Annotated in this window: 19 protein-coding genes and 1 other RNA gene; 7 read left to right on the forward strand and 13 right to left on the reverse strand. The window is 52.7% G+C overall.

Translation table 11 applies throughout. The features are described 5' to 3' along the window. Position 1: 1 nt before the first annotated feature. Positions 2 to 376: RNase P RNA component class A (gene rnpB, locus A6301_RS08195), an RNA gene on the reverse strand. A gap of 25 nt (positions 377 to 401) precedes the next feature. Continuing rightward, positions 402 to 1,289 (reverse strand): 16S rRNA (cytidine(1402)-2'-O)-methyltransferase, encoded by an 888-nt coding sequence (gene rsmI, locus A6301_RS08200; protein WP_107170761.1) that lies wholly within the window; start codon positions 1,287 to 1,289, stop codon positions 402 to 404. Between the two features lie 61 nt (positions 1,290 to 1,350). Here rsmI and A6301_RS08205 point away from each other — a divergent pair, with 61 nt between their 5' ends. Genes A6301_RS08205 through dolP form a run of 4 tightly spaced genes read left to right on the forward strand, consistent with a single transcriptional unit; the run spans position 1,351 to position 4,938 of the window. Beyond that, on the forward strand, positions 1,351 to 3,369 hold the full coding sequence (locus A6301_RS08205) for a penicillin-binding protein activator (protein WP_234257529.1): 2,019 nt from the start codon (positions 1,351 to 1,353) through the stop codon (positions 3,367 to 3,369). After that, complete coding sequence (locus A6301_RS08210; RefSeq protein ID WP_205543243.1) at positions 3,366 to 3,722, forward strand: YraN family protein; 357 nt, start codon at positions 3,366 to 3,368, stop codon at positions 3,720 to 3,722. The genes A6301_RS08205 and A6301_RS08210 overlap by 4 nt, the downstream gene beginning before the upstream one ends. 41 nt (positions 3,723 to 3,763) lie before the next feature. Next, on the forward strand, positions 3,764 to 4,354 hold the full coding sequence (gene diaA, locus A6301_RS08215; protein WP_005975525.1) for a DnaA initiator-associating protein DiaA: 591 nt from the start codon (positions 3,764 to 3,766) through the stop codon (positions 4,352 to 4,354). Between the two features lie 11 nt (positions 4,355 to 4,365). Continuing rightward, positions 4,366 to 4,938 carry a division/outer membrane stress-associated lipid-binding lipoprotein gene (gene dolP / locus A6301_RS08220; protein ID WP_107170758.1) on the forward strand — a complete coding sequence of 191 codons (573 nt, stop codon included), beginning with the start codon at positions 4,366 to 4,368 and terminating at the stop codon, positions 4,936 to 4,938. Positions 4,939 to 5,044: 106 nt separating this feature from the next. On the opposite strand, the gene A6301_RS08225 is transcribed toward dolP, so the two are convergent. The 5 genes from A6301_RS08225 to A6301_RS08245 all read right to left on the reverse strand — a co-directional run bounded on the left by A6301_RS08225 (position 5,045) and on the right by A6301_RS08245 (position 11,702). Continuing rightward, complete coding sequence (locus A6301_RS08225; protein WP_234257530.1) at positions 5,045 to 6,340, reverse strand: alginate lyase family protein; 1,296 nt, start codon at positions 6,338 to 6,340, stop codon at positions 5,045 to 5,047. A gap of 71 nt (positions 6,341 to 6,411) precedes the next feature. Then, positions 6,412 to 7,146: a monofunctional biosynthetic peptidoglycan transglycosylase gene (mtgA, locus tag A6301_RS08230; RefSeq protein WP_234257531.1), complete on the reverse strand. Its 735-nt coding sequence runs from the start codon at positions 7,144 to 7,146 to the stop codon at positions 6,412 to 6,414. After that, positions 7,143 to 7,796 (reverse strand): isoprenoid biosynthesis glyoxalase ElbB, encoded by a 654-nt coding sequence (gene elbB / locus A6301_RS08235; RefSeq protein ID WP_205543242.1) that lies wholly within the window; start codon positions 7,794 to 7,796, stop codon positions 7,143 to 7,145. The genes mtgA and elbB overlap by 4 nt, the downstream gene beginning before the upstream one ends. 487 nt (positions 7,797 to 8,283) lie before the next feature. Beyond that, positions 8,284 to 10,653: an aerobic respiration two-component sensor histidine kinase ArcB gene (gene arcB, locus A6301_RS08240; RefSeq protein WP_107170754.1), complete on the reverse strand. Its 2,370-nt coding sequence runs from the start codon at positions 10,651 to 10,653 to the stop codon at positions 8,284 to 8,286. Positions 10,654 to 10,772: 119 nt separating this feature from the next. Beyond that, on the reverse strand, positions 10,773 to 11,702 hold the full coding sequence (locus A6301_RS08245; protein ID WP_234257532.1) for a TIGR01212 family radical SAM protein: 930 nt from the start codon (positions 11,700 to 11,702) through the stop codon (positions 10,773 to 10,775). Positions 11,703 to 12,353: 651 nt separating this feature from the next. Between A6301_RS08245 and gltB the strand changes: the two genes are divergently transcribed. Next, positions 12,354 to 16,814 carry a glutamate synthase large subunit gene (gltB, locus tag A6301_RS08250; RefSeq protein ID WP_205540777.1) on the forward strand — a complete coding sequence of 1,487 codons (4,461 nt, stop codon included), beginning with the start codon at positions 12,354 to 12,356 and terminating at the stop codon, positions 16,812 to 16,814. A gap of 9 nt (positions 16,815 to 16,823) precedes the next feature. Beyond that, entirely contained in the window at positions 16,824 to 18,242 is a 1,419-nt protein-coding gene (locus A6301_RS08255; RefSeq protein WP_234257533.1) for a glutamate synthase small subunit, read from the forward strand. Between the two features lie 67 nt (positions 18,243 to 18,309). Here A6301_RS08255 and A6301_RS08260 read toward each other — a convergent pair whose 3' ends face one another. Then, entirely contained in the window at positions 18,310 to 18,723 is a 414-nt protein-coding gene (locus A6301_RS08260) for a GFA family protein (RefSeq protein ID WP_215483759.1), read from the reverse strand. Positions 18,724 to 19,096: 373 nt separating this feature from the next. Between A6301_RS08260 and A6301_RS08265 the strand changes: the two genes are divergently transcribed. Further along, positions 19,097 to 19,870 (forward strand): (S)-acetoin forming diacetyl reductase, encoded by a 774-nt coding sequence (locus A6301_RS08265; protein ID WP_012822108.1) that lies wholly within the window; start codon positions 19,097 to 19,099, stop codon positions 19,868 to 19,870. A gap of 74 nt (positions 19,871 to 19,944) precedes the next feature. Here A6301_RS08265 and sspB read toward each other — a convergent pair whose 3' ends face one another. The 5 genes from sspB to zapE form a co-directional block, all read right to left on the reverse strand. After that, entirely contained in the window at positions 19,945 to 20,448 is a 504-nt protein-coding gene (gene sspB / locus A6301_RS08270) for a ClpXP protease specificity-enhancing factor (RefSeq protein WP_205540772.1), read from the reverse strand. Between the two features lie 5 nt (positions 20,449 to 20,453). Next, a complete protein-coding gene (gene sspA, locus A6301_RS08275) occupies positions 20,454 to 21,095 on the reverse strand; it encodes a stringent starvation protein SspA (protein WP_005975503.1) in 642 nt (213 codons plus the stop codon). A gap of 327 nt (positions 21,096 to 21,422) precedes the next feature. Then, a complete protein-coding gene (rpsI, locus tag A6301_RS08280) occupies positions 21,423 to 21,815 on the reverse strand; it encodes a 30S ribosomal protein S9 (RefSeq protein ID WP_107170748.1) in 393 nt (130 codons plus the stop codon). Between the two features lie 15 nt (positions 21,816 to 21,830). Then, positions 21,831 to 22,259 (reverse strand): 50S ribosomal protein L13, encoded by a 429-nt coding sequence (gene rplM, locus A6301_RS08285; protein ID WP_005975488.1) that lies wholly within the window; start codon positions 22,257 to 22,259, stop codon positions 21,831 to 21,833. Positions 22,260 to 22,495: 236 nt separating this feature from the next. Beyond that, positions 22,496 to 23,662 (reverse strand): cell division protein ZapE, encoded by a 1,167-nt coding sequence (zapE, locus tag A6301_RS08290; RefSeq protein WP_107170747.1) that lies wholly within the window; start codon positions 23,660 to 23,662, stop codon positions 22,496 to 22,498. Positions 23,663 to 23,746: the final 84 nt, after the last annotated feature.

Below are 23,746 nucleotides of genomic sequence, written 5' to 3' on the forward strand. Positions count from 1 at the left end.
GGAAGTTGACCGTTAAGCCGGGTTCTGTCGTGGACAGTCATTCATCTAGGCCAGCAATCACTCACTGGCTCAAGCAGCCTACCCGGGTTCAGTACGGGCCGTACCATGTGAACCCCTATTTGGCCTTGCTCCGGGTGGAGTTTACCGTGCCACGAACTGTTGCCAGTCGCGCGGTGCGCTCTTACCGCACCCTTTCACCCTTACCTGATCCCACTTGCGTGGGCCATCGGCGGTTTGCTCTCTGTTGCACTAGTCGTAGGCTTGCGCCTCCCAGGCGTTACCTGGCACCCTGCCCTATGGAGCCCGGACTTTCCTCCCCTCCACCTGTCTCCCCCGAAAGGGACGGCAGTGAAGCGGCGACTGTCTGGTCAACTCCGGCGCGGATAATAGGGGAAATTACCCTATTTGTCATCCCCAGATTCACCACTATCGCCTTCTTGCTCCAGCCCATAGCGGTAAAGTGCGTTTTTCTTCACGCCGTGAATTTCAGCCGCCAGCGCCGCCGCTTTCTTCAGCGGCAATTCAGCACGCAATAGCGCTAGCGTGCGCAGTGCTTCAGAAGAGAGTGCACTGTCATCAATCTGATGCCCTTCCACAATAAGCACCATTTCCCCTTTGCGGCGATTCTCGTCTTCTTTTACCCAAGCCAGCAATTCACCTACAGGTGCGCCGTGAATCGATTCCCAGGTTTTGGTGATTTCACGCGCGAGCACCACATAACGCTCAGTCCCCAGCACCTCGCTGATATCCTGCAAGCTGTCCAAAAGACGATGTGTGGATTCGTAGAAAATCAGCGTGCGGGTTTCTTCCTCTAGCTCACGCAGCTTATCTTTGCGCCCTTTAGTTTTGGCGGGCAGAAAACCTTCATAGCAAAAGCGATCAGACGCCAGGCCGGACGCAGAGAGCGCCGTTATCGCCGCGCAGGCACCCGGCAGTGGCACCACGCGAACGCCTGCTTCACGGCAGCGTCGAACCAAATGGTAACCGGGGTCGTTAATCAGCGGCGTGCCCGCATCTGAAACCAGCGCGATGCTTTGCCCTGACTGCAATTTAGCCAGTAGCACATCCGCTTTTTGTTGTTCGTTGTGATCGTGTAATGCGAACAGCCGCGCATTAATCGCAAAATGTTGTAACAGCAGGCCGGTATGGCGGGTATCCTCTGCGGCGATCAGATCAACGCTCGCCAATACCGCTAGCGCACGCTGCGTGATGTCGCCCAGATTACCGATTGGCGTGGGGACAATGTAAAGGGTAGATGCAGAAATATCTGCTTGTTGGTCTTGATTCATTGTTTCATCCGGGTTGCCGATTTAATATTGAGCATCTTCAAAAAAAATCACTGGATACAGTATGCTTCCTTTTCATTTCGTCCGTACCCAGGCAGGGCGTGTTATCCCTGTTTTGTTAGCGGCACTGTTTCTCGCAGGCTGTCCAAGTCACGCACCGCAGAGCCCACCACCCGAGGTTCAGGGCAAAGCCGACGCATCATCTGATTATTATCTGCAACAGATGCAGCAAAGTAGCGATAATAACAAGGCTGACTGGCAATTACTTGCTATTCGTTCTCTGCTACAGGAAGGGAAAGCCCCTCAGGCAAGCCAGCAGTTCAACGCGCTACCAGAAAAACTGAGTGCAGCGCAAAAACAAGAACAGCAACTGCTCAGTGCGGAACTGTCCGTCACCCAGAATAATATGGAGGTGGCCAAGGCAGCGCTGAGCCAGCTTGATATCGGTGCACTTTCCGATCAGCAGAAACAGCGTTATTACCAGATACAAATCAAAACAGCGCAAGGGCGTCCTTCCATTGAGCTACTGCGGGCCTATATCGCACAGGAGCCGTTGCTGAAAGGCGACGAGCATCAGATGAATCTCGATCAAACCTGGCTGACGCTGACGCAAATGTCACCGCAGGAGTCTGGAGCGCTGCTGATTAACGCAAATGAAAACGTGCTTCAGGGCTGGGTGGATTTGCTAAGTAATTATCAGAACAACCGCGAGTCCCCTGACCAGTTACAGAGCGCCATTCAGGATTGGCAGACGCGTTATCCGCATCACCCTGCTGCGAAAACGCTACCTACGCAGTTAAATCAGGTCATCAATTATCAGCCGTCGTCTGTCAACAGCATCGCGCTGCTGTTACCGCTTAACGGCCAGGCGCAGGTTTTTGCCAATGCGATCCAGCAAGGTTTTAACGCAGCAAAAAATGGCCAGATAGCCACTGCCCCCGTATCTACGCCTGCCGCACCGGCAACAGGTACCACGCAAGACGGACAGGTAACGCCATCATCTGATGGACAGGGGGCTCAATCACCTGCGCCATACAGCGATCAGGCGGTCGCATCAACGACACCTGCGCCCGAAGCACAACCGACAAGCGCGGGGTTGTCCGGTTCGCTTCCGGTCAAAGTGTATGACACCTCTTCACAACCGCTGGCTAATATTCTCACTCAAGCACAGCAGGATGGTGCATCGCTGGTTATCGGCCCACTGCTGAAAAATGAAGTGGATCAGTTGGCAAGCAGCCAGTCGCCGCTGAATATTTTGGCGTTGAACCAGCCGGAACACGTCGAAAATAGCCCTAATATTTGCTATTTCGCGCTCTCCCCAGAAGATGAAGCCAGAGACGCAGCTAAGTTTATCCATCAGCAGGGTAAACAGCAGCCGTTGGTCTTAGCCCCTCGCGGCGCGCTGGGTGACCGTATCGTCAATGCCTTCGCTCAGGCCTGGAACCAACAAAGCGGCACCAGTTCTTTGCAACAGCGTTTTGGCAACACGGCGGAGTTAAAACAGGCTATCAATAGCGGCGCGGGCTTAAGCCTGAGCGGCCAACCCGTTAACGTTTCTCAGCAACAAACACAAACGGGCACGACCATTGGCGGCCTGACCATCCCATCACAGGTTCAACCAACGGTCAGTTCCTCCGTCAGTGGTAATATTGATGCGGTCTATATCATCGCCACGCCAGACGAGCTGGCGCTGATTAAGCCAATGATCGACATGCGCACGACATCACGCGCTCGCCCTGCGCTCTATGCCAGCTCACGTAGCTTCCAGGCAGGGTTAGGCCCTGACTTCCGCCTCGAAATGGAAGGTTTGCAGTTCAGCGATATTCCACTGCTCGCAGGCGCGAACCCGGCATTGATGCAGCAGGTCAGTAGCCAGTTTAAAAACGATTACTCGTTAGTCCGCCTGTATGCCATGGGGATGGATGCCTGGACGCTCGCCAGCCACTTTGGCGAAATGCGCCAGATTCCGGGCCACCAGATCCCCGGTGCAACAGGTATGTTAAGCGCAGGACCGGATTGCACTATCAACCGGCAGCTCACTTGGCAACAATACCGTCAGGGTCAGTTGGTACCTGTTCTCTGAATCAACGAGCGGCTGGCGCAGTTTACGAACAACAGGCTCGGCGCTATCTTGAACGCGCGGGCCTAACCTTCACCGCCGCGAATGTTACGCTACGCGGCGGCGAGCTGGATTTGATCATGCGCGATCGCCATATCTGGGTGTTTGTCGAAGTACGCTATCGGCGCAACGCGCATTTTGGCGATGCAGCAGCCAGCGTCACTCGCCACAAACAGCAGCGGTTACTGCATGCCGCCGCCGTGTGGTTGGCGCAGCAAGGAGCCAGCTTTGACACGGTAGATTGCCGTTTTGACGTGCTGGCCATTACGGGCAAAGAGTTCAACTGGCTCCCCAATGCCTTTGCTGCACAGGGATAATACATCCTTGATGGATTTCAATTTACGTAGGTTAACTCAACGTGCTGGATAGAATAAAAGTTTGTTTTACTGAGAGTATTCAAACGCAGATTGCAGCGGCAGAAGCCTTGCCTGACGCCATTTCCCGAGGTGCGATTGCGATGGTGCAATCTCTGCTAAACGGTAACAAAATTCTGTGCTGCGGTAACGGAACATCGGCAGCCAATTCGCAACATTTTGCCGCCAGCATGATTAACCGCTTTGAAGCAGAGCGCCCCAGCTTACCCGCCATCGCACTAAATGCAGATAATGTGGTCTTAACTGCGATAGCGAATGACCGCTTACATGAAGAGGTCTATGCCAAACAAGTCAGAGCATTAGGTCAGGCTGGCGACGTACTACTGGCAATTTCAACCCGTGGCAACAGCCGCGATATTGTGAAAGCCGTAGAGTCTGCCGTTACCCGCGACATGACGATTGTCGCTTTGACCGGGTACGATGGCGGAGAACTGGCCGGGTTGCTCGGGCCGCAGGATGTGGAGATTCGCATCCCGTCACACCGCAGCGCCCGTATTCAGGAAATGCACATGTTGACAGTAAATTGCCTGTGCGATTTGATTGATAACACACTTTTTCCACACCAGAACGATTGAAGGAGCACTACATGAGGATAAGTTCTGCATTTGCCGTGCTGTCTATCGCCCTGCTGCTACAAGGCTGTGTCGGGGTTGTCGCAGTGGGCAGTGCCGTGGCGACCAAGACGGCCACTGACCCGCGTACCGTCGGCACGCAGGTTGACGATGGCACACTGGAAGTCCGCGTGACGAATGCAATCAGCAAAGACGAGCAGTTGAAAAAAGAGGCTCGTATCGTTGCGACGGCTTATCAAGGGAAAGTACTGTTAACCGGGCAGGCTCCAAGCACAGAGATGGCGAGCCGGGCTAAGCAAATCGCCCTCGGCGTGGAAGGTGCAGCCGAAGTCTATAACGAAATACGTCAAGGCACCCCGGTTTCAATGGGAACCGCCTCTCTGGATACCTGGATCACCACCAAAGTTCGCTCACAAATTTTGGCTAGTGACACGGTTAAATCCTCTAACGTAAAAGTCACCACGGAAAACAGCGAAGTCTTCCTGTTAGGTTTGGTGACACCGCGTGAAGGCACCTCCGCCGCAGAAATTGCCAGTAAGGTTAGTGGTGTTAAACACGTCACGACCGCCTTTACCTACCTGCAATAACGCGACGCTTCTACGAACAAAAACCGCTGATGTACTCATCAGCGGTTTTTTTATTTCTGTGCGATGGCGGTATATTTTCCCCCGATAGAATCAGGAGTTAATAGGATCAAGGTATTACAGGATTCAGCAGCCAGAGCGCACGGCGGGTTTCAACACTGATATGGCCCTGTTCTTTATCCCGCGCGTCAGCCTCACCCGTGAGCAATTCAGCAAAACCCGCTTGCTTGATTTGCATCTGGTAACGCGGCGTTTTCAAACCACGTTCTGCCTGCAATAGCAGCGGGATAAGGCGACTGCTTTGCCTGTCCATTGTCTTGCGCGGCCACGCTTTGTTTTCATCCAAATACGGTGCCATAAAATCCAGCGCCTTTATCACACTGCTTCCCTTCGGCGTTTGATATTGCCAAATATTCTCCCCGACACGGGAAGCCAGAGTAGCCATATCCGTTATCGCCTGAAGGTTGAAGTAGCTGTAATGGAAGGAACGGGTACGCGCCAATTCTTCCGGCTGAGCACCATCTGGTTGCAGTTGGTGATCCAACTTTTCCCGCTGCAATTGCGCCATGGATTTCACCACGTCGATTTTGCCCAGATACCACGCGATGCCTGCGACCTGTACGGTATACCAGCTACCGTGATTATTCTTGGCCGTTGCCTCTTTTTTCCCCAGCTTACTGGTTTGCAACCAGTGCAGATAATCGTTCATCCATTTCTGCATCTGCTGCTCATCCTGCGTCGTCCAGCCCGGTGCCTGACGCAGCATAATCAGCGAATCGACGATCCGGGTGGAAAAATAGCGTCCGTCCAACACGCCCGACCCTCTACCCGGCGCGATACCCGGCACGCCTTGCGCGAAATCGAGATTAGGGTTCATACGCGTAGCAGGGTCGATAAACCAGCTACGGATCATCGATATGGCTTTATCGGCATACGCCTGTTTGCCCGAGAAGTACCACGCCAGCGTCAACGCCTGCGTTTGGGCAGTAAATTTTGCCAGCCTTACCCCATCGGTCTCCTCATCCTTGCTGGCTGGGTTTACCTGCCCATCACGACGAATCCAAGGCAAACCATCAGCTTTGTCGGGATCGGGCCACCAGTAGGCGCTGAGGCTCAAATAATCATGCTTTGAACCACTGGGTGGCGTGGATTTCTTTTCCGTCACGCTGGGGTTATTTATTTTCAACGCGCGATCGGCTTCCGAAATAAGCTGCTCGTACGCCATTCGCGTCTGCGGCTTTTCCGTTTTCTGCTGAAGTTGCTGTTTTACTACGGATAGCTGGGGCTGCTGCAAGAAGGCGTAGGGATTATCGGGGGGTGACGCTTTAGGCTCCGCGTCCGCACGGGCAACGGAAACCACACAACACAATGCAACCAGTAAACCTGACCAATAACGTAACCGCATACTTTCTCCTGATGTCGAAAACACGAACGTTAGCGCAAAAAATTCTCGGTATACTAAACGTGTAAGCCTGATTAATTCAGATTGTTATCTCGCAAAAACGCATCACCGCCCATCTGTCGCATCTGGCGCAAAATCCACTGCTGGCGTTGAATGACATAGCTGGAGGGCGCATTCGCACGAAAGCGAATGGGGTTCGGCAGCACCGCCGCCAGCAAGGCAGATTCACTTGCAGTCAGACTGCTGGCAGGCTTATTGAAATAACGTCTGGCAGCGGCCTCCACGCCAAAAATCCCAGGACCAAACTCGGCGATATTCAGGTAAACCGTAAGAATCCGCCGTTTTGTCCAGACCAGCTCCACCCCGGTGGTAATACCCGCTTCAAGGCCCTTACGCACCCAGCTACGCCCATCCCACAGAAACAGATTCTTCACCATCTGCTGCGATAACGTAGACGCCCCGCGAATCCGCTGCGTGTTGCGTTCGTTGTGTTTCAATGCCTGACCAATCGCATCAACATCGAAACCCCAATGCTGAGGAAATTTTTGGTCTTCTGCCGCCATCACCGCCAGCGCCATTTCCGGTGCGATATCGTCCATAGCAACCCAATCCGAATGGGCAACATAGGAGAATTCGCCTTTCAGCCATGCGCTGAGCTGCCTGTCGACCATCACTGCGGAGAACGGCACTGGCAGGAAAGAGAACAGCAGGATGCCAGCGAGCCACGCCCCGACGACAGCTAATACACTCCGAACAATCAGACGCTTAAGCCACGCGAGCAAGCCTCCACGTTTTCGGTTCCACCTCATTCGGTGAGAGCCAATACGCGAGCAACAAGCTTATCAATACCTTGCGCCGCTTCGCTGATGGAGTTAGCCAGCATATAGGCTGGTGTCGTCACGATTTTATGCTCCTCATCCACTACGATATCATCGACTGGACAAACAACGTGGATGCCACCCATTTCTTCGACAGCTTCAGCGGTATCGATATCGTTACCAACAGTTACACGAACGGGTACACCCAAGATCGTCGGCAACAACGCAGGTGAGATGCAAATAAAACCAATTGGTTTACTTTGCTTATAAATTTCCCGTGTGAGCAGTTGCAGCGTTTCATCGATCTGGCAGGCCGATCCCTGCGTGGCAAAGTCGCTTAAATTTTTTGCCGCGCCAAAACCTCCCGGCACAATCAACGCATCTAAATCTTGTGCATTCGCGGTAGAAAGCGGCTGGATTTTTCCTCTGGCGATCCGTGCTGATTCTGCTAAAACGTTGCGATTCTCACCAGTTACGTCACCGGTCAGATGATTAACCACCTGTAATTGCGGCTTATCTGGCGCAAAGCAAACTGCCTGTGCACCCGCGCGATCCAGTGCAAGTAACGTCAACACGGCTTCATGAATCTCGGAACCGTCATAAACACCACAGCCACTAAGGACAATGCCGACTCGTTTCATCATCTTTTCCTTCATTTCATTACATCAACTAATTGATTTTTTAATTGACAAACACTAATCTACATCACACATTTTAATGATTCTTGTAACAAAGATTTCCACATTTGCTATTTTGTTGCTTGATGAAGATGTACAGTACTTGGGGTTTACTTGTTGTTGTAAGTTCTTCAGTTACTGTTGTAAGTTGTTGTAGTTAAGATACGTTAAAGACACGAATATCCGCACTTGCGAGTTTACAAACCCTGAGATCTAAATGCAGGTGCATGTTTTCCCTGGTGTTGGCGCATAATTCGCGCACCCCGGCTTCGGTCGGGGTCATTTTTTTCTACCGTATGAAAACGTGCAAAGCCCCGCATTCTCCATCCCTCTTCAATCGTAAACACCACTCAATCTAACGTCGCCCTGCATTTTTCGCATGATATCCTGTAACACGAAAAAATTTCTAACCGCGTTACTCGCCACATCCTTGTGGCCGCAGCAAACTGAATCAGGACTCTTTTTCTGCTTTTGCTACCCAATCACGCAGTACCTGAACGTCATGACGCCAGTCATGCTTAAGCTCATCGACCCATTCCTGCACGTTATCCCACCATGCCGGTAGCGATGAAGTCTGAATCTGCTGGGCAATCTGTTGCAGGTGCCGTAACCCAACGGAACCCGCCGCCCCTTTAATTTTGTGTCCTTCTTCCGTAATACCTTTCTGGTCGCGCGCCGTCATGTTGGAATCCAGAATCGCCAGATAGCCCGGCATCATCTGTTCAAACATCTCCAGACTCTGATGAATTAATTTCGGCCCCACCAAATCCAGATACTGTTCCAACATCGGAATATCCAGCAGGTCTTCTTTTGCTTTTTCCATTTCATCACCTTCCTCAGCTACGGGGTTTTCCGTCCACACCGTGTGGTTATCCCAAAATTGTTTGATGACGGCCGTCAGCGCAGGCACCGACAGCGGTTTGCTGAGCACGTCATCCATACCCGCATCCAGATATTCGCGTTTATCTTTCAGCACATTCGCCGTCAGCGCCACCAGCGGCGGCATGTTGCGGTTGGCATAACGCGAACGTAGCTGACGCGCCACGTCGAGCCCGGTCATATCCGGCAGTTGAATATCAAGCAATACCAGATCGAACTCATCGGGATCGAACATATCTAGCGCGTCTTGCCCGGTCATCGCGACATCCACGCTATTACCCAGTTTCTCCAGCACCGAACGCGCCACCACCACATTCAGCTCGATATCCTCCACCAACAGAACATGCAGCGCGGGTAGCGGCATGTCATCATCGTCTTCAAGGTTGCTTCCCGCCTCATCAACGCTCGGCGCAATGACGGTCAGGGTAAAGCAGGAGCCCTTACCTTGCGTACTGGAAACATGAATATCGCCCCCCATGTTCTGTGCCAGACGCTTCGACACCGCCAGACCAATTCCCGACCCCGTTGCAGGTTTCCCGCCGTGCTGGTCTTTGACCTGATAATACATGGCGAAGATTTTTTCCAATTCATCGGCCGGGATGCCCATCCCTGAATCTTCAACCTCGAAGCGCAGGCGATCGCCCTTTTCATGCCAGACGCGCACCACAATTTCGCCCTTTTCGCCGTTCTCACCCTTCGGCGTGAATTTCACCGCGTTACTGAGCAGATTCCACAGAATCTGCCGCAGGCGCGTGCCGTCAGTAATCACTTTCTGCGGCAGAGGCTGGTGCTGATCCATAATCAGCTTCAGGCCTTTCGGCTCCGCCAGCAGGCCGCCGAGGTTTTCCAGATCCACCAAAAAGCCAGTGAAATCGATCGGTTGATTATCCAGTTGCACCTTGCGGCGCTCCTGTTTATCCATCTCAATCACGTCGTTAAAGATATTGCCCAGCGTAATCGCGCTGACGTGGATAGTTTTCAGGTATTTTTGCTGCTCAGGGTCAAGTTGCGTATCCAGCAGGATACGACTTAACCCGACAATGCCATTAAGCGGCGTACGAAGCTCGTGGCTGATAGTTGAGATAAAAGTGGTCTTCTCCCTACTGGCGTTCTCTAACGCGTCCTGGTAACGCTTACGCTCCGTTATATCGCGTCCAAATCCCATCAGCCCGTGGCGTTTGCCCATCCGGTCATAAAACGGCACTTTGCGCAGCTCAAAACAGGCTTTACGCCCATCGGGATAAACCAGCCACTGTTCATAGGTCAGAGAAACGTTATGGCGGAACACTTTCTCGTCCGTCTCCATGACTTTCTCGGCAATGTCGGGGGCGTAAACATCTTGCGGCGTCAGGCCAATGAGCTGCTTCTGGCTTTTACCTACCAGTAGCTCCATCGCGCGGTTGCAGCCGGAGAATTCTTTATCTTCGTTACGGTAGTAAACCAGATCCGGCGAGGCATCGAGGAACGAACGCAGCAGCGCAGACTGCTGCTCCAGCTCAATTTGCGCCTGTTCACGGCGGGACATCTCTTCTTTGAGGCGGCTCATCACCAGCACACGAGCCTCTTCCGCTTTGATACGATCGGCGATTTCCTGATTGAGCTGTGCGATGTTCTCCTGAAGCTGCACATTCAGTTCCAGATCGCGATGGCGCATCTCTTCCAGCTTCGCGACCAGCTTCGATAGCCGCTGACGCGACTCTTCAAGCTGTTCCACCACCACAGAGAGAAAATAAACGGCCCAGGGCGTAATCAGCAGCCCGAAGAAAATAGAGCGGACAACGTCGATATTTTCGACTTCCCCACTGAGCAGCAGGGTGACCGCCATTTGTACCACCATCGCCAGCAGCACCAATACCGAGGCCAGCAGCAGTGAAAAACGGACAAGCCCCAGTTTTACCATTAAATCAACATAGTACTGAGCCAACAGACGAATTTGCTTCATAGCGATTTCCCTTAGACACCCACCCGCGCATCATAACGTAAAATAGCGGTTTATACGGCGCTGCCTCGTAGATTCACAACATGAAATACCGGCTTCTACTGCCCGTCTCTTTTGACGCATCAGACGCCATCGTACTGGTAAGGTGCGCCCAATGCGGAACCCTGTACACCGTGTGTTTGCAGATAGCGATCCAGCTCTACCATGCCCGTCCAGCGATTTTCACACCAGAGCGGAGCCAGCAGGGTCGGGCGTCGGGCGCTGGCGGAAATGCGGTGATAGATCACGTCAGGCGGCGTATGGCGAATCATCTCTCCTGCCGTTTCCACGTAGCGATCCAAGGCTAATTCGGGCAGCCTTCCGGCGCGCCAGGCCTTCGCCATCGTGCTGCCTTCTACGATATGGAGAGGATGAAGCTTAATCCCTTCCACCCCGGTCTCAACGACCTGCTCCAGCGTCGATAGACAGCACTGGGCGTCTTCTCCCGGTAAACCGACAATCAGATGACTACACACCTTCAAGCCGCGCTCACGCGCGCGGCGGGTGGTTTCCTGATAGCAGGCAAAGTCATGCCCACGATTAATACGGTGTAGCGTTTTGTCACAGGCACTTTGCAACCCGAGTTCCAGCCAAACTTCATAACCCTGGTCGTGATAGCGGGACAATAAATCCAGTACGGCATCTGGCACACAGTCGGGGCGCGTCCCCACGCAAAGCCCCACCATCTCAGCCTGCTTCAACGCTTCCTGATACATACTCTCCAGTACCTGAACTTCGGCATAAGTACTGGTATACGCCTGAAAATAGGCCAGATAGCGCTTGGCTCGATTCACCTTTCCCGCCTGTGCTTCCAGCTGCTGCGCAATACTGCGTTGTTGCATCTGCTCATCGGCAAACGAAGCGACATTACAGAACGTACAACCGCCCCGCCCCAGCGTGCCATCACGGTTGGGACAGTTAAACCCGCCGTGCAGTGTCAGCTTGTGGATCTTCTCGCCATAGCGGCGTTGAAGATTTCCGCCAAACATATTGATTAATTTTTGCAATTGCATATTCTAACCTGCTCCCTTGAGGAACAGCAGACTACCTTTCTCTTGCCCCCTTCGCGATGACCGCGATCAATCACACACATGCCAATGAAATGCATTTTTATTCGCTTTTAGTGAAAATAAACTCACGTCTGTGCCAATTAATTTTTCTTATCTCGTAGGCATGCCTGATGAAAAGATGAAGCAATACTTAAAAATAGTTTCATTAAATCTAAAAGTAGCCATATACAGAAGAATATTCTACAACGCAGAAATAACGTAGCATGGATAAGGGTTCTTACGCTTTTGTATAGTGATACAGCTCACACTTCAATTAAATCCCATATTCATTTCCCGCGATAGTTTTTCTAAAAAAATCATTATGTTTCATACGTATAACTAAAAATTATCGCTTATCAGCACATTTTGCACTGGTATTTGACCTGAACAGGGTTTCTCGCTAATTTGGGAATCCGCTGGAAGCTTTCCTGACGGGTCCATGATTCGTCATATTTATGCAGTAAATGAAGACTCCCTCTAAAAACAAGTCATTTACCACTTGTGAGACCGTCACGAGAGGCCGAAGAAGAGAGCGTAATACTAGCCGCTCAACGCCACGGTGCTTTCTCGCAGTAGGTTGTGAGAGTCACACAGAGCCTGGGGAGGTTCACTAATATGTTGTACGATGCATCCCAAGAGAGAGATAACTGTGGTTTCGGACTAATCGCCCATATAGAAGGTGAGCCGAGCCATAAAGTAGTGCGTACCGCTATTCACGCACTTGCACGCATGCAGCACCGTGGCGCAATCCTTGCTGACGGCAAGACTGGCGACGGCTGCGGTTTGTTACTTCAGAAGCCCGATCGTTTCTTTCGCCTGGTGGCAGAAGAGCACGGCTGGCGTTTAGCCAAAAACTACGCCGTTGGCATGATGTTTCTCAATCAAGACGAAGATCTGGCTCGTGCCACACGTCGGATTGTAGAAGAAGAGTTGCAGAACGAAACGCTGTCGGTACTGGGCTGGCGTGAAGTTCCGACCAACCCGGATGTCCTGGGTGAAATAGCCCTGTCATCCATGCCACGTATTGAGCAAATTTTTGTTAACGCCCCGGCAGGTTGGCGTCAACGTGATATGGAACGCCGCCTGTTCATGGCGCGTCGCCGTATCGAAAAGCGTATCGAAGACAAAGAGTTCTACGTTTGTAGTTTCTCCAATCTGGTGACGATCTATAAAGGTCTGTGCATGCCAGCAGATCTGCCACGCTTCTACCTCGATCTGGCCGATCTGCGTATGGAATCAGCAATTTGCCTGTTCCACCAGCGCTTCTCAACCAACACCGTGCCGCGCTGGCCGCTGGCGCAGCCATTCCGCTATCTGGCGCACAACGGTGAGATCAACACCATCGCCGGTAACCGTCAATGGGCGCGCGCACGTGCTTACAAATTCAAAACCCCGTTGATTCCAGATTTGCAGGATGCCGCGCCGTTCGTTAACGAAACCGGCTCCGACTCCAGCTCGCTGGACAACATGCTAGAACTGTTCCTGAGCGGCGGGATGGATATCATCCGCGCCATGCGCCTGCTGGTTCCACCAGCCTGGCAGAACAACCCGGACATGGACCCTGAGCTGCGCTCATTCTTCGACTTTAACTCTATGCACATGGAACCGTGGGATGGCCCAGCCGGTATCGTGATGTCCGACGGGCGCTATGCCGCCTGTAACCTGGATCGTAATGGCCTGCGTCCCGCACGCTATGTCATCACCAAAGACAAGCTGATCACCTGCGCGTCTGAAGTGGGTATCTGGGATTATCAGCCGGATGAGGTGGTTGAAAAAGGACGCGTTGGTCCGGGCGAACTGATGGTGATCGACACTCGCAGCGGCCGCATTCTGCACTCTGCCGAAACCGATAACGATCTGAAAAGCCGCCATCCTTATAAAGAGTGGATGGAGAAAAACGTTAAGCGTCTGGTGCCGTTTGAAGAGTTGCCAGACGATCAGGTTGGTAGCCGTGAATTCGACAACGAGCTGCTGGAAACCTACCAGAAACAGTACGGCTACAGCAGCGAAGAGCTGGATCAGGTTATCCGCGTGCTGGGTGAAAATGGTCAGGAAGCGACCGGTTCCATGGGTGACGACACGCCGTTCGCCGTGCTGTCGAGCCGTCCACGCATTATTTATGACTACTTCCGTCAGCAGTTCGCGCAGGTCACCAACCCGCCGATCGATCCGCTACGCGAAGCACATGTGATGTCGCTGGCGACCAGCATTGGTCGTGAAATGAACGTCTTCTGTGAAGCGGAAGGTCAGGCTCACCGTCTGAGCTTTAAATCGCCGATCCTGCTTTACTCCGACTTCACACAGTTGACATCGCAGGATGAATTGCACTATCGCGCCGACACGCTGGATCTGACGTTTGATCCGTCGCAGCAAACGCTGCAACAGACCATCGAAAAACTGTGTGACGAAGCAGAAAGCAAAGTCAGAGACGGTGCTGTTCTGCTGGTGCTGTCCGACCGTGGCATTAGCGAATCTCGCCTGCCAGTCCCTGCGCCAATGGCCGTCGGTGCCGTTCAGCGCCGTCTGGTGGAAAAGAGCCTGCGCTGTGATGCCAACATCATTGTGGAAACTGCCAGTGCACGCGACCCGCACCACTTTGCAGTACTGTTAGGCTTTGGTGCGACGGCTATTTATCCTTACCTCGCTTACGAAACGCTGGCGCGGATGGTGGATAACCACACCATCGACAAACCTTATCGTGCTGTGATGCTGAACTACCGTAACGGCATCAATAAAGGCCTGTACAAGATTATGTCCAAAATGGGCATCTCGACGATTGCGTCTTATCGCTGTTCCAAGCTGTTTGAAGCTGTGGGCCTGCATAAAGACGTGTCGACGCAATGCTTCCTGGGCGTCGTCAGCCGCATCGGCGGGGCAAACTATAGCGACTTCGAGCAGGATCTGCTGAACCTGTCTAAGCGTGCCTGGCTGAAGCGCAAAACGCTGGAACAGGGCGGTCTGCTGAAGTTTGTTCACGGCGGCGAATATCATGCCTACAACCCTGATGTCGTCACCACGCTGCAAACCGCGGTGAAAACCGGGGAGTACAGCGATTACGAGCAATACGCCAAACTGGTTAACGAGCGTCCAGCCGCGACCTTACGCGACCTGCTGGCACTGAAACCGCAAGAAGGCGCAGCCATCGCTATCGACAGCGTTGAACCGGCTTCTGAAATGTTCAAACGTTTCGATACCGCCGCGATGTCTATCGGTGCACTCAGCCCTGAAGCGCATGAATCGCTGGCAGAAGCGATGAACGGGCTGGGCGGTTTCTCCAACTCCGGTGAGGGTGGTGAAGATCCCGCGCGTTACGGCACGAATAAAGTGTCCCGTATCAAGCAGGTTGCCTCTGGCCGCTTTGGTGTGACACCAGCCTATCTGGTTAACGCCGATGTGATTCAGATTAAAGTGGCACAAGGTGCGAAGCCGGGCGAGGGCGGCCAGTTACCGGGTGATAAAGTCACGCCGTACATTGCTCGTCTACGCTATTCCGTGCCGGGTGTAACGCTGATTTCACCACCGCCGCACCACGATATTTACTCTATCGAAGATCTGGCGCAGCTGATTTTCGATCTGAAGCAGGTCAACCCGAAAGCGATGATTTCGGTAAAACTGGTGTCCGAACCGGGCGTCGGTACTATCGCCACGGGCGTTGCCAAGGCTTATGCCGACCTGATCACCATCGCTGGCTACGATGGCGGCACAGGTGCCAGCCCACTGTCCTCCGTGAAATACGCGGGCTGCCCATGGGAACTCGGTCTGGTTGAAACGCAGCAGGCACTAGTGTCCAACGGTCTGCGTCACAAAATCCGCCTTCAGGTGGACGGTGGCTTGAAAACCGGTCTGGATATCGTCAAAGCGGCGATTCTGGGTGCAGAAAGCTTCGGCTTCGGCACCGGACCAATGGTTGCGCTGGGCTGTAAATACCTGCGTATCTGTCACCTGAATAACTGTGCAACCGGTGTTGCAACGCAGGATGAGAAGCTGCGCCGCGATCACTACCACGGTCTGCCTGAGCGTGTAACCAACTACTTCCACTTCATCGCGCATGAAACCCGCGTGCTGATGGCAGAGCTGGGGGTCAGCCGTCTGGTGGATCTGATTGGCCGTACTGATTTGCTGGTTGAACTGGACGGTTTCAGCGCGAAACAGAACAAGCTGGATCTGTCGCCGCTGCTGCACGCCGCACAGCCTCAGCCAGGCAAAGCGCTGTACTGCACGGAAAGCAATCTGTCGTTCGATAAAGGCTTGCTGAACAAAGAGCTGCTGGCACAGGCACAGCCGCACATCGATGCGAAACAGGGCAAAGCGCTCTATTTCGATATCCGCAACACCGATCGTTCTGTCGGCGCGACGCTGTCTGGTGCGATTGCAGAGAAACATGGCGATCAAGGGCTGGCAGGCGATCCGATCAAAGCTTACTTCTCCGGTACAGCAGGACAGAGCTTTGGCGTCTGGAACGCTGGCGGTCTTGAGCTGAAACTAACTGGCGATGCCAACGACTACGTGGGCAAAGGCATGGCGGGCGGCAGTATCTCCGTGCGTCCTCCGGTCGGTTCTGCCTTCCGCAGCCACGAAGCCAGCATCATCGGTAACACCTGCCTCTACGGCGCTACCGGCGGTAAGCTGTTTGCCGCAGGCCGTGCTGGTGAGCGTTTTGCCGTACGTAACTCCGGCTGTATCACCGTAGTAGAAGGCATCGGTGATAACGGCTGTGAATACATGACAGGCGGGATCGTCTGCGTACTGGGTCGTACTGGCGTGAACTTTGGCGCAGGTATGACGGGTGGATTCGCCTACGTGCTGGATGAAGACGGTGAATTCCGCAAACGCGTTAACCCGGAACTGGTGGAAGTGCTGGATGTCGAAGAACTGGCTATTCATGAAGAACACCTGCGTGGCCTGATCACCGAGCACGTGCAGAATACCGGTTCACACCGCGGAGAAGAGATCCTCGCTAACTGGCCGACCTGGGCACCGAAATTTGCTCTGGTGAAACCGAAGTCAAGTGATGTGAAGGCATTGTTGGGTCACCGTAGTCGTTCCGCAGCCGAGCTGCGGGTTCAGGCGCAGTAAGAGGTCATCATGAGTCAGAATGTTTACCAGTTTATCGACTTACAGCGCGTTGATCCGCCCAAGAAACCGCTGAAGATTCGTAAAATTGAATTTGTTGAAATCTACGAGCCGTTCTCAGAAAGCCAGTCCAAAGCACAGGCAGATCGCTGCCTGTCATGCGGAAACCCTTACTGTGAATGGAAATGTCCGGTACACAACTACATCCCGAACTGGCTGAAGCTGGCGAACGAAGGCCGCATTATCGAAGCGGCTGAGTTATCGCACCAGACTAACAGTCTGCCGGAAGTCTGCGGCCGCGTATGCCCTCAGGATCGTCTGTGTGAAGGGTCTTGTACGCTGAATGATGAGTTCGGCGCGGTCACCATCGGCAACATCGAACGTTATATCAATGATAAAGCGATCGAAATGGGCTGGAAGCCGAGCGTTGCCAACGTCAAACCGACCGGTAAACGCGTCGCCATCATCGGCGCTGGCCCTGCTGGGCTGGCCTGTGCCGATGTGCTAGCACGCAGTGGCGTACAGGCCGTGGTTTTCGATCGTCACCCTGAGATCGGTGGCCTGCTGACCTTCGGTATCCCCTCTTTCAAGCTGGAAAAAGAGGTAATGGTGAAACGTCGTGAGATTTTCACCGAGATGGGCATCGAATTCCGCCTGAACACCGAAGTCGGCAAAGACGTGCAGATGAAAGCGCTGCTGGACGAGTACGATGCCGTCTTCCTCGGCGTCGGCACCTATCAGTCTATGCGTGGCGGATTGGACAATGAAGACGCTCAGGGTGTCTACGATGCTCTGCCATTCCTGATCGCCAATACCAAGCAGCTGATGGGCTTTGAAGCCGCAGTAGACGAACCTTACGTCAGCATGCAAGGTAAACGCGTTGTGGTGCTGGGAGGTGGTGACACCGCAATGGACTGCGTGCGTACCTCGATTCGTCAGGGTTCAACGCACGTTACCTGTGCTTATCGTCGCGATGAAGAGAACATGCCGGGTTCCAAACGCGAAGTGAAAAACGCGCGTGAAGAAGGCGTCGAGTTCAAATTCAACCTGCAACCGTTAAGCGTCGAGATCAACGGCGCTGGCAAAGTGTGCGGTGTGAAAATGGCGCGTACCGCACTGGGTGCGCCGGATGCCAATGGACGTCGTCGTCCTGAAATCGTAGAGGGTTCCGAGCACGTACTGGAAGCCGATGCGGTCATCATGGCGTTCGGCTTCCGTCCACACAAAATGGCGTGGCTGGCAGAACATGACGTCAAGCTGGACGATCAAGGTCGCATTGTCGCACCGGAAAGCTGCGATAACGCCTTCCAGACCAGCAACCCGAAAATTTTTGCGGGCGGCGATGCAGTACGCGGTTCCGATCTGGTGGTTACTGCCATCGCAGAAGGCCGTAAAGCCGCTGACGGCATCATGAACTATCTGGAAGTGTAAGAACGACCCACTCCTCTTAAGGGCAGCGCTAGCTGCCCTTTTCTTTTTTCCGACGTAATCTCAGTATTCAATCTTTACCTGCATAAAGCGCGATAATATCCTGCTCAGTCAGCGTTGGCGTCTTCTCGACAAATGAGTAATAGCCCGGTTTCTTATCAATATAAATCTGCGATATCAGCGTTTTATCCGTCTCATCAGCAAAAAAACCTGCCGGAATATGGTAGGCATCACCACCGCGCAGTCGGTAGAACAGATGTGTTCCACATATGCGGCAAAAACCGCGCTCAGCCCATTCCGATGACTGCCAGACCGTAATGTTCTCCTCGCCTTCTATCTCAATCGCCGGATCGGTACATTCAACTGCCATGAGCGGCCCACCGCCCCACGTCTGGCACATTCCACAATGGCAGGCAGCAACGTCACTGACCGAATGCGTCGTGGAAATCGTTACGCCGCCACATAAACAACGACCTTGATGCATAGATCCTCTCCTGATTTTCTGTGCGCTCAAATCGCAATATCCTAACAAGGGATATCACCGCCAGTTTCGGTTATAGCATAGGTTATCTACGCGCTTTCCCTTATTTTCAGGAAGTCGGACAGTGCCCCATTTTCACGCTACCTTTCCCTAAACGTCGTGTTCAGACGCGGAAGTAAGCTGCGCTATATCAGCCAATGGCAACCGCCCCACTCCATTCGAAAGATAACACCAGAAAGTCCAATAAAAACTTTAACTTTCCACTTAGTTTTAAAGAACTTTTCGTAATAAATCCTTCAGCATCACGATAAAAGCGTACACTTGTCTCCGGCATTTACTTGTCTTTATTGAGATTGGATTTCATTAAGGAGTAAATATGACAACCGAAGTGGCACTTGTAACAGGGGCTGGTCAGGGAATTGGCCGCGCGATTGCTCTCAGATTGGCGAAGGACGGGTTTGCCGTCGCCATTGTGGACTATAACCAAGAAACTGCGCGTAGTGTGGCGCAGGAAATCGAAAAATCCGGCGGACAAGCCATCGCATTACAGGCCGACGTCGCAGATCGTGAGGCAGTGTTCACTGCCGTCGCAGAAACCAAAAAACGCTTTGGTGACTTTAACGTCATCGTCAATAACGCCGGTGTTGCTCCCTCAACTCTGATTGAAGATATCACGCCAGAAGTCATCGATCGCGTTTACAACATCAACGTCAAAGGCGTTATCTGGGGTATTCAGGCGGCGCTCGATGCCTTCAAATCTCTGGGGCACGGAGGCAAAATCATCAATGCCTGTTCACAGGCTGGACACGTGGGCAATCCTGAACTCGCCGTCTACAGTTCGAGTAAATTCGCGGTTCGGGGATTAACGCAAACTGCCGCACGCGATTTAGCGCCACTGGGCATCACGGTCAATGGCTACTGTCCGGGTATCGTAAAAACGCCGATGTGGGATGAAATCGATCGGAAGATCTCTGAGTCAGCAGGGAAACCGCGTGGATATGCAACGGAAGAGTTTGCCAAACGCATCACACTGGGTCGCCTGTCCGAGCCGGAAGATGTCGCCGCATGCGTCTCCTATCTGGCCAGCCACGATTCTGACTATATGACAGGACAGTCGTTACTCATTGATGGCGGAATGGTGTTCAATTAACACAACTGACTAACTGTAGCGTGCAGTAAGACAGGTATAGAAAAGGGCACCTCTGCGGTGCCCTTAGAAACAGATTACTTCACGACCCGTAGCGAGGGTCTACCACCTTTAGGCGGCTGTGGCGGTTCGTCATCAGAACCCGAGCCATCCTCAGGTGCTTCAGAATCAGGCGAGCTATCGACAATCGACATGACTGTCCCTGAAGAAGGTGCACCTTCCTGAAAGTCCTCATACTCGCCTGCGGCTTCGTAAGCAGGCTCGGACTCAAACATCGTTCCAGCCCCATTCTCACGGGCATAAATCGCCATTACGGCCGCCATCGGCACATAAACCTGGCGCGGTACGCCGCCAAAACGAGCATTGAAACGAACGCTGTCATCAGCTAACTCAAGGCCGCCAACAGCACGTGGTGCGATATTCAGCACAATCTGGCCGTCACGGGCGAACTCCATCGGCACCATAACATCTGGCAGAGTAACATCGACTACCAGATGAGGCGTTAATTGGTTATCCAGCAACCAATCATAAAAGGCGCGTAATAAATACGGACGACGCGGAGACAGTTGAGACAACGCCATACAGTTTAACCTCGGGTTTGCAAACGCATTTCACGTTCCACTTCCGTCAGGGAAGCCAGGAACGCATCACGCTCAAAGACGCGTGTCATGTAGCCCTTCAGCTCTTTCGCGCCCGAACCACTCAGTTCAATACCTAACTGCGGCAGACGCCACAGCAGTGGAGCCAGATAGCAATCCACCAGGCTGAACTCTTCGCTCATGAAATAAGGCGCTTCATTAAACACCGGGGCAATAGCCAGCAGCTCTTCACGCAATTGCTTACGTGCCGCATCCGCTTCCTGAGCGCTGCCATGCGTAATTTTCTTCAGCAAAGAATACCAGTCGCTCTCAATGCGGTGCATCATCAGGCGGCTGTTACCGCGCGCAACCGGATAGACAGGCATTAACGGCGGATGAGGAAAACGTTCATCCAGATACTCCATGATAATACGTGATTCATAGAGCGTCAGTTCGCGATCGACCAACGTCGGCACAGAACCATAAGGATTGAGGTCAATAAGATCCTGAGGCAGATTATCCATGTCCACCTGTTCAATCTCGACACTCACACCCTTTTCCGCCAATACGATGCGGACCTGATGGCTAAAAATGTCGGATGGACCAGAAAACAGCGTCATTACCGAACGTTTGTTGGCAGCGACAGCCATGAAAACCTCCAAGTTTATCGAGAAAATACGGCGAATAGCCGTGCAATGGGGAATCTGCAAACCGCTATTCGAAATTTTGCTCGCCAATGTGTAAACATCACCTGAAAAAATACGTCGTTTCAAACAGCGACGACAGTTGGCACACGGGCATAAAATCGGCGAATAGCTTATCAGATTTTGTTCGTTTTGTGGGGGTATAAGCACAATTTCATCGTTAACATACGGAAAGTAAAGCGTATATTTCGAGGAAATTTATTTTTAGGCATAAAAAACCCGGTGACAAGCACCGGGTTTTTCGCATTGATTTCGCTGCAAAGCAGCCAGAAATTAACGCTTGGAGAACTGAGGACGACGACGTGCTTTACGCAGGCCGACTTTCTTACGTTCAACCTGACGAGCATCACGGGTAACGAAACCTGCTTTACGCAGTTCGCCACGCAGAGACTCATCATACTCCATCAGAGCGCGGGTGATACCGTGACGGATCGCACCAGCCTGACCAGAGATACCACCACCTTTAACGGTGATGTACAGATCTAATTTCCCAACCATGTCGACCAGTTCAAGCGGCTGACGAACTACCATGCGGGCAGTTTCGCGACCGAAGTACTGTTCCAGACTACGCTGGTTGATAACGATGTTACCGTTGCCCGGTTTGATGAACACGCGAGCGGCGGAGCTTTTGCGGCGACCAGTGCCGTAGTATTGATTTTCAGCCATTGCCTATAATCCCGATTAAATGTCCAGAACTTGCGGTTGCTGTGCCGCGTGATTGTGCTCGGTGCCCGCGTAAACTTTCAGTTTACGGAACATAGCACGACCCAACGGGCCCTTCGGCAGCATGCCTTTAACCGCGATTTCAATCACACGCTCAGGACGGCGGGCAATCATCTCTTCAAAGGTCGCTTGTTTAATACCACCGATGTGACCGGTGTGATGATAATAAATCTTGTCAGTACGCTTGTTGCCAGTTACAGCAACTTTGTCAGCGTTCAGAACGATGATGTAATCACCCGTATCAACGTGCGGGGTGTATTCCGCTTTATGCTTGCCGCGCAGACGACGAGCCAGTTCAGTAGCGAGACGGCCTAAAGTTTTACCGTTCGCATCAACAACGTACCAGTCACGTTTTACGGTCTCTGGTTTAGCTGTAAAAGTTTTCATTAAAAGCTTACCCAATAATTAGTTACACGTTGGTGAACACCCAAACGCTCGAAAACAGTTGAGGCTCACACGACCATCAAGTCCAGCAAACCTACCCCTTCGAATAGCCATTGCCGGCACTATAAAGTTTTTGGGAAAAAAACTTTGTTGTAACGTGGGGTCGCAAGATTATAGAGAAGTGATTCTCAAAAATCGACCTTTTTTCACACGCAAATGACGAAAAACCGTAGCCGGTGTTACGCCAAATGCGGCTGCCGTAGGTACTCTTCGCTTTGCATTTCCTGCAAACGGGATAAACAGCGCTGATATTCAAATTTCAGGTGCTCTCCCTGATAGATATCAAACATCGGTGCCTGTGCAGAGATAATGAGCTTAATACGCCGATCGTAGCATTCATCCACCAATGCCAGAAAACGGCGGGCGGTGTTCTCTTCCTTCGTTTCCATCACCGTCACATTGTGCAACAGCATCGTGTGGTAGAGGCGCGACAGCGCGATGTAATCGTTCTGGCTCCGCGCCTCGGTACACAGCGTGTGGAAATCAACGGCCAGCACGCCGTCACTTACACCAAGTGTCGTTAATGGACGATGATTGATCTCCAACACCGGCCCCGGCGTCTGCCATGGCTTCCCGGTCAACCGCGTAAACATCAGCTGCATTGCCGCACTCGTTTCCTCATTCAGCGGCGAGAGATAAAGGTGCGCCTGTGTCAGCGTACGCAGGCGATAATCGATACCCGCATCGACATTACGTACTTCACAGTGCTGTTTAATCAGCGCAATAGCAGGAAGAAAACGGGCGCGTTGTAATCCATTGCGGTAGAGATCGTCTGGCGGAATATTTGATGTCGCCACCAGCGCAATGCCGCGGGCAAACAGCGCGCGCAGCAGTTCGGCCAGCAGCATTGCATCGGTGATATCAGAGACGAAGAATTCATCGAAACACAACACGTCGGTTTCCGCTTTAAAACCGTCGGCCACTTTTTCCAGCGGATTTTCCTGCCCTTGAAACTGGTTCAGTTCTTCATGCACACGTAGCATAAAGCGATGGAAATGCAGGCGCATCTTGCGCTCGGCGGGCAAGCTATGAAAAAACATATCCATTAGCCAGGTTTTACCACGCCCAACACCGCCCCACATGTACAGTCCTTGAACTGGGGCAGACTCACGTTTATCACTCAGCCCCAGCCAGCGACGCCATTTCCCTGCACGACCGGATGTCCCCGTACCGTCATCCGTCGCACGCTCACAGAGCGCCTGATGTATCGTATCCAGGCGCACAACCGTTTGCTGTTGTACCTCATCCGGTTGATATTCACCGGCAGCAAGCGCCTGCTGGTAAAGCGCCAAGGGGGTGGTTTGCTGCCGTGTTTTTTGCTGCCGAATGCTCTGTGGAGTAGCCATCGCAATCCCTGAGAAAAAAGTTAGTCGTGTTTTGCTGTGTGTTGCCGTCGATTTAAGCCGTAATCGTCGCAGTTAACAACCTTG

Source organism: Pectobacterium sp. IFB5596 (genome assembly GCF_021432585.1).
GTDB classification, from domain to species: domain Bacteria; phylum Pseudomonadota; class Gammaproteobacteria; order Enterobacterales; family Enterobacteriaceae; genus Pectobacterium; species Pectobacterium punjabense.

Bases quoted from the DNA above. Each gene is read 5' to 3' on its own strand.
- rsmI (WP_107170761.1), bottom strand. From the start codon at position 1,289: ATGAATCAAGACCAACAAGCAGATATTTCTGCATCTACCCTTTACATT.
- A6301_RS08205 (WP_234257529.1), top strand. From the start codon at position 1,351: ATGCTTCCTTTTCATTTCGTCCGTACCCAGGCAGGGCGTGTTATCCCT.
- dolP (WP_107170758.1), top strand. From the start codon at position 4,366: ATGAGGATAAGTTCTGCATTTGCCGTGCTGTCTATCGCCCTGCTGCTA.
- A6301_RS08225 (WP_234257530.1), bottom strand. From the start codon at position 6,340: ATGCGGTTACGTTATTGGTCAGGTTTACTGGTTGCATTGTGTTGTGTG.
- mtgA (WP_234257531.1), bottom strand. From the start codon at position 7,146: ATGAGGTGGAACCGAAAACGTGGAGGCTTGCTCGCGTGGCTTAAGCGT.
- elbB (WP_205543242.1), bottom strand. From the start codon at position 7,796: ATGAAACGAGTCGGCATTGTCCTTAGTGGCTGTGGTGTTTATGACGGT.
- arcB (WP_107170754.1), bottom strand. From the start codon at position 10,653: ATGAAGCAAATTCGTCTGTTGGCTCAGTACTATGTTGATTTAATGGTA.
- A6301_RS08245 (WP_234257532.1), bottom strand. From the start codon at position 11,702: ATGCAATTGCAAAAATTAATCAATATGTTTGGCGGAAATCTTCAACGC.
- gltB (WP_205540777.1), top strand. From the start codon at position 12,354: ATGTTGTACGATGCATCCCAAGAGAGAGATAACTGTGGTTTCGGACTA.
- A6301_RS08255 (WP_234257533.1), top strand. From the start codon at position 16,824: ATGAGTCAGAATGTTTACCAGTTTATCGACTTACAGCGCGTTGATCCG.
- A6301_RS08260 (WP_215483759.1), bottom strand. From the start codon at position 18,723: ATGCATCAAGGTCGTTGTTTATGTGGCGGCGTAACGATTTCCACGACG.
- A6301_RS08265 (WP_012822108.1), top strand. From the start codon at position 19,097: ATGACAACCGAAGTGGCACTTGTAACAGGGGCTGGTCAGGGAATTGGC.
- sspB (WP_205540772.1), bottom strand. From the start codon at position 20,448: ATGGCGTTGTCTCAACTGTCTCCGCGTCGTCCGTATTTATTACGCGCC.
- sspA (WP_005975503.1), bottom strand. From the start codon at position 21,095: ATGGCTGTCGCTGCCAACAAACGTTCGGTAATGACGCTGTTTTCTGGT.
- rpsI (WP_107170748.1), bottom strand. From the start codon at position 21,815: ATGGCTGAAAATCAATACTACGGCACTGGTCGCCGCAAAAGCTCCGCC.
- rplM (WP_005975488.1), bottom strand. From the start codon at position 22,259: ATGAAAACTTTTACAGCTAAACCAGAGACCGTAAAACGTGACTGGTAC.
- zapE (WP_107170747.1), bottom strand. From the start codon at position 23,662: ATGGCTACTCCACAGAGCATTCGGCAGCAAAAAACACGGCAGCAAACC.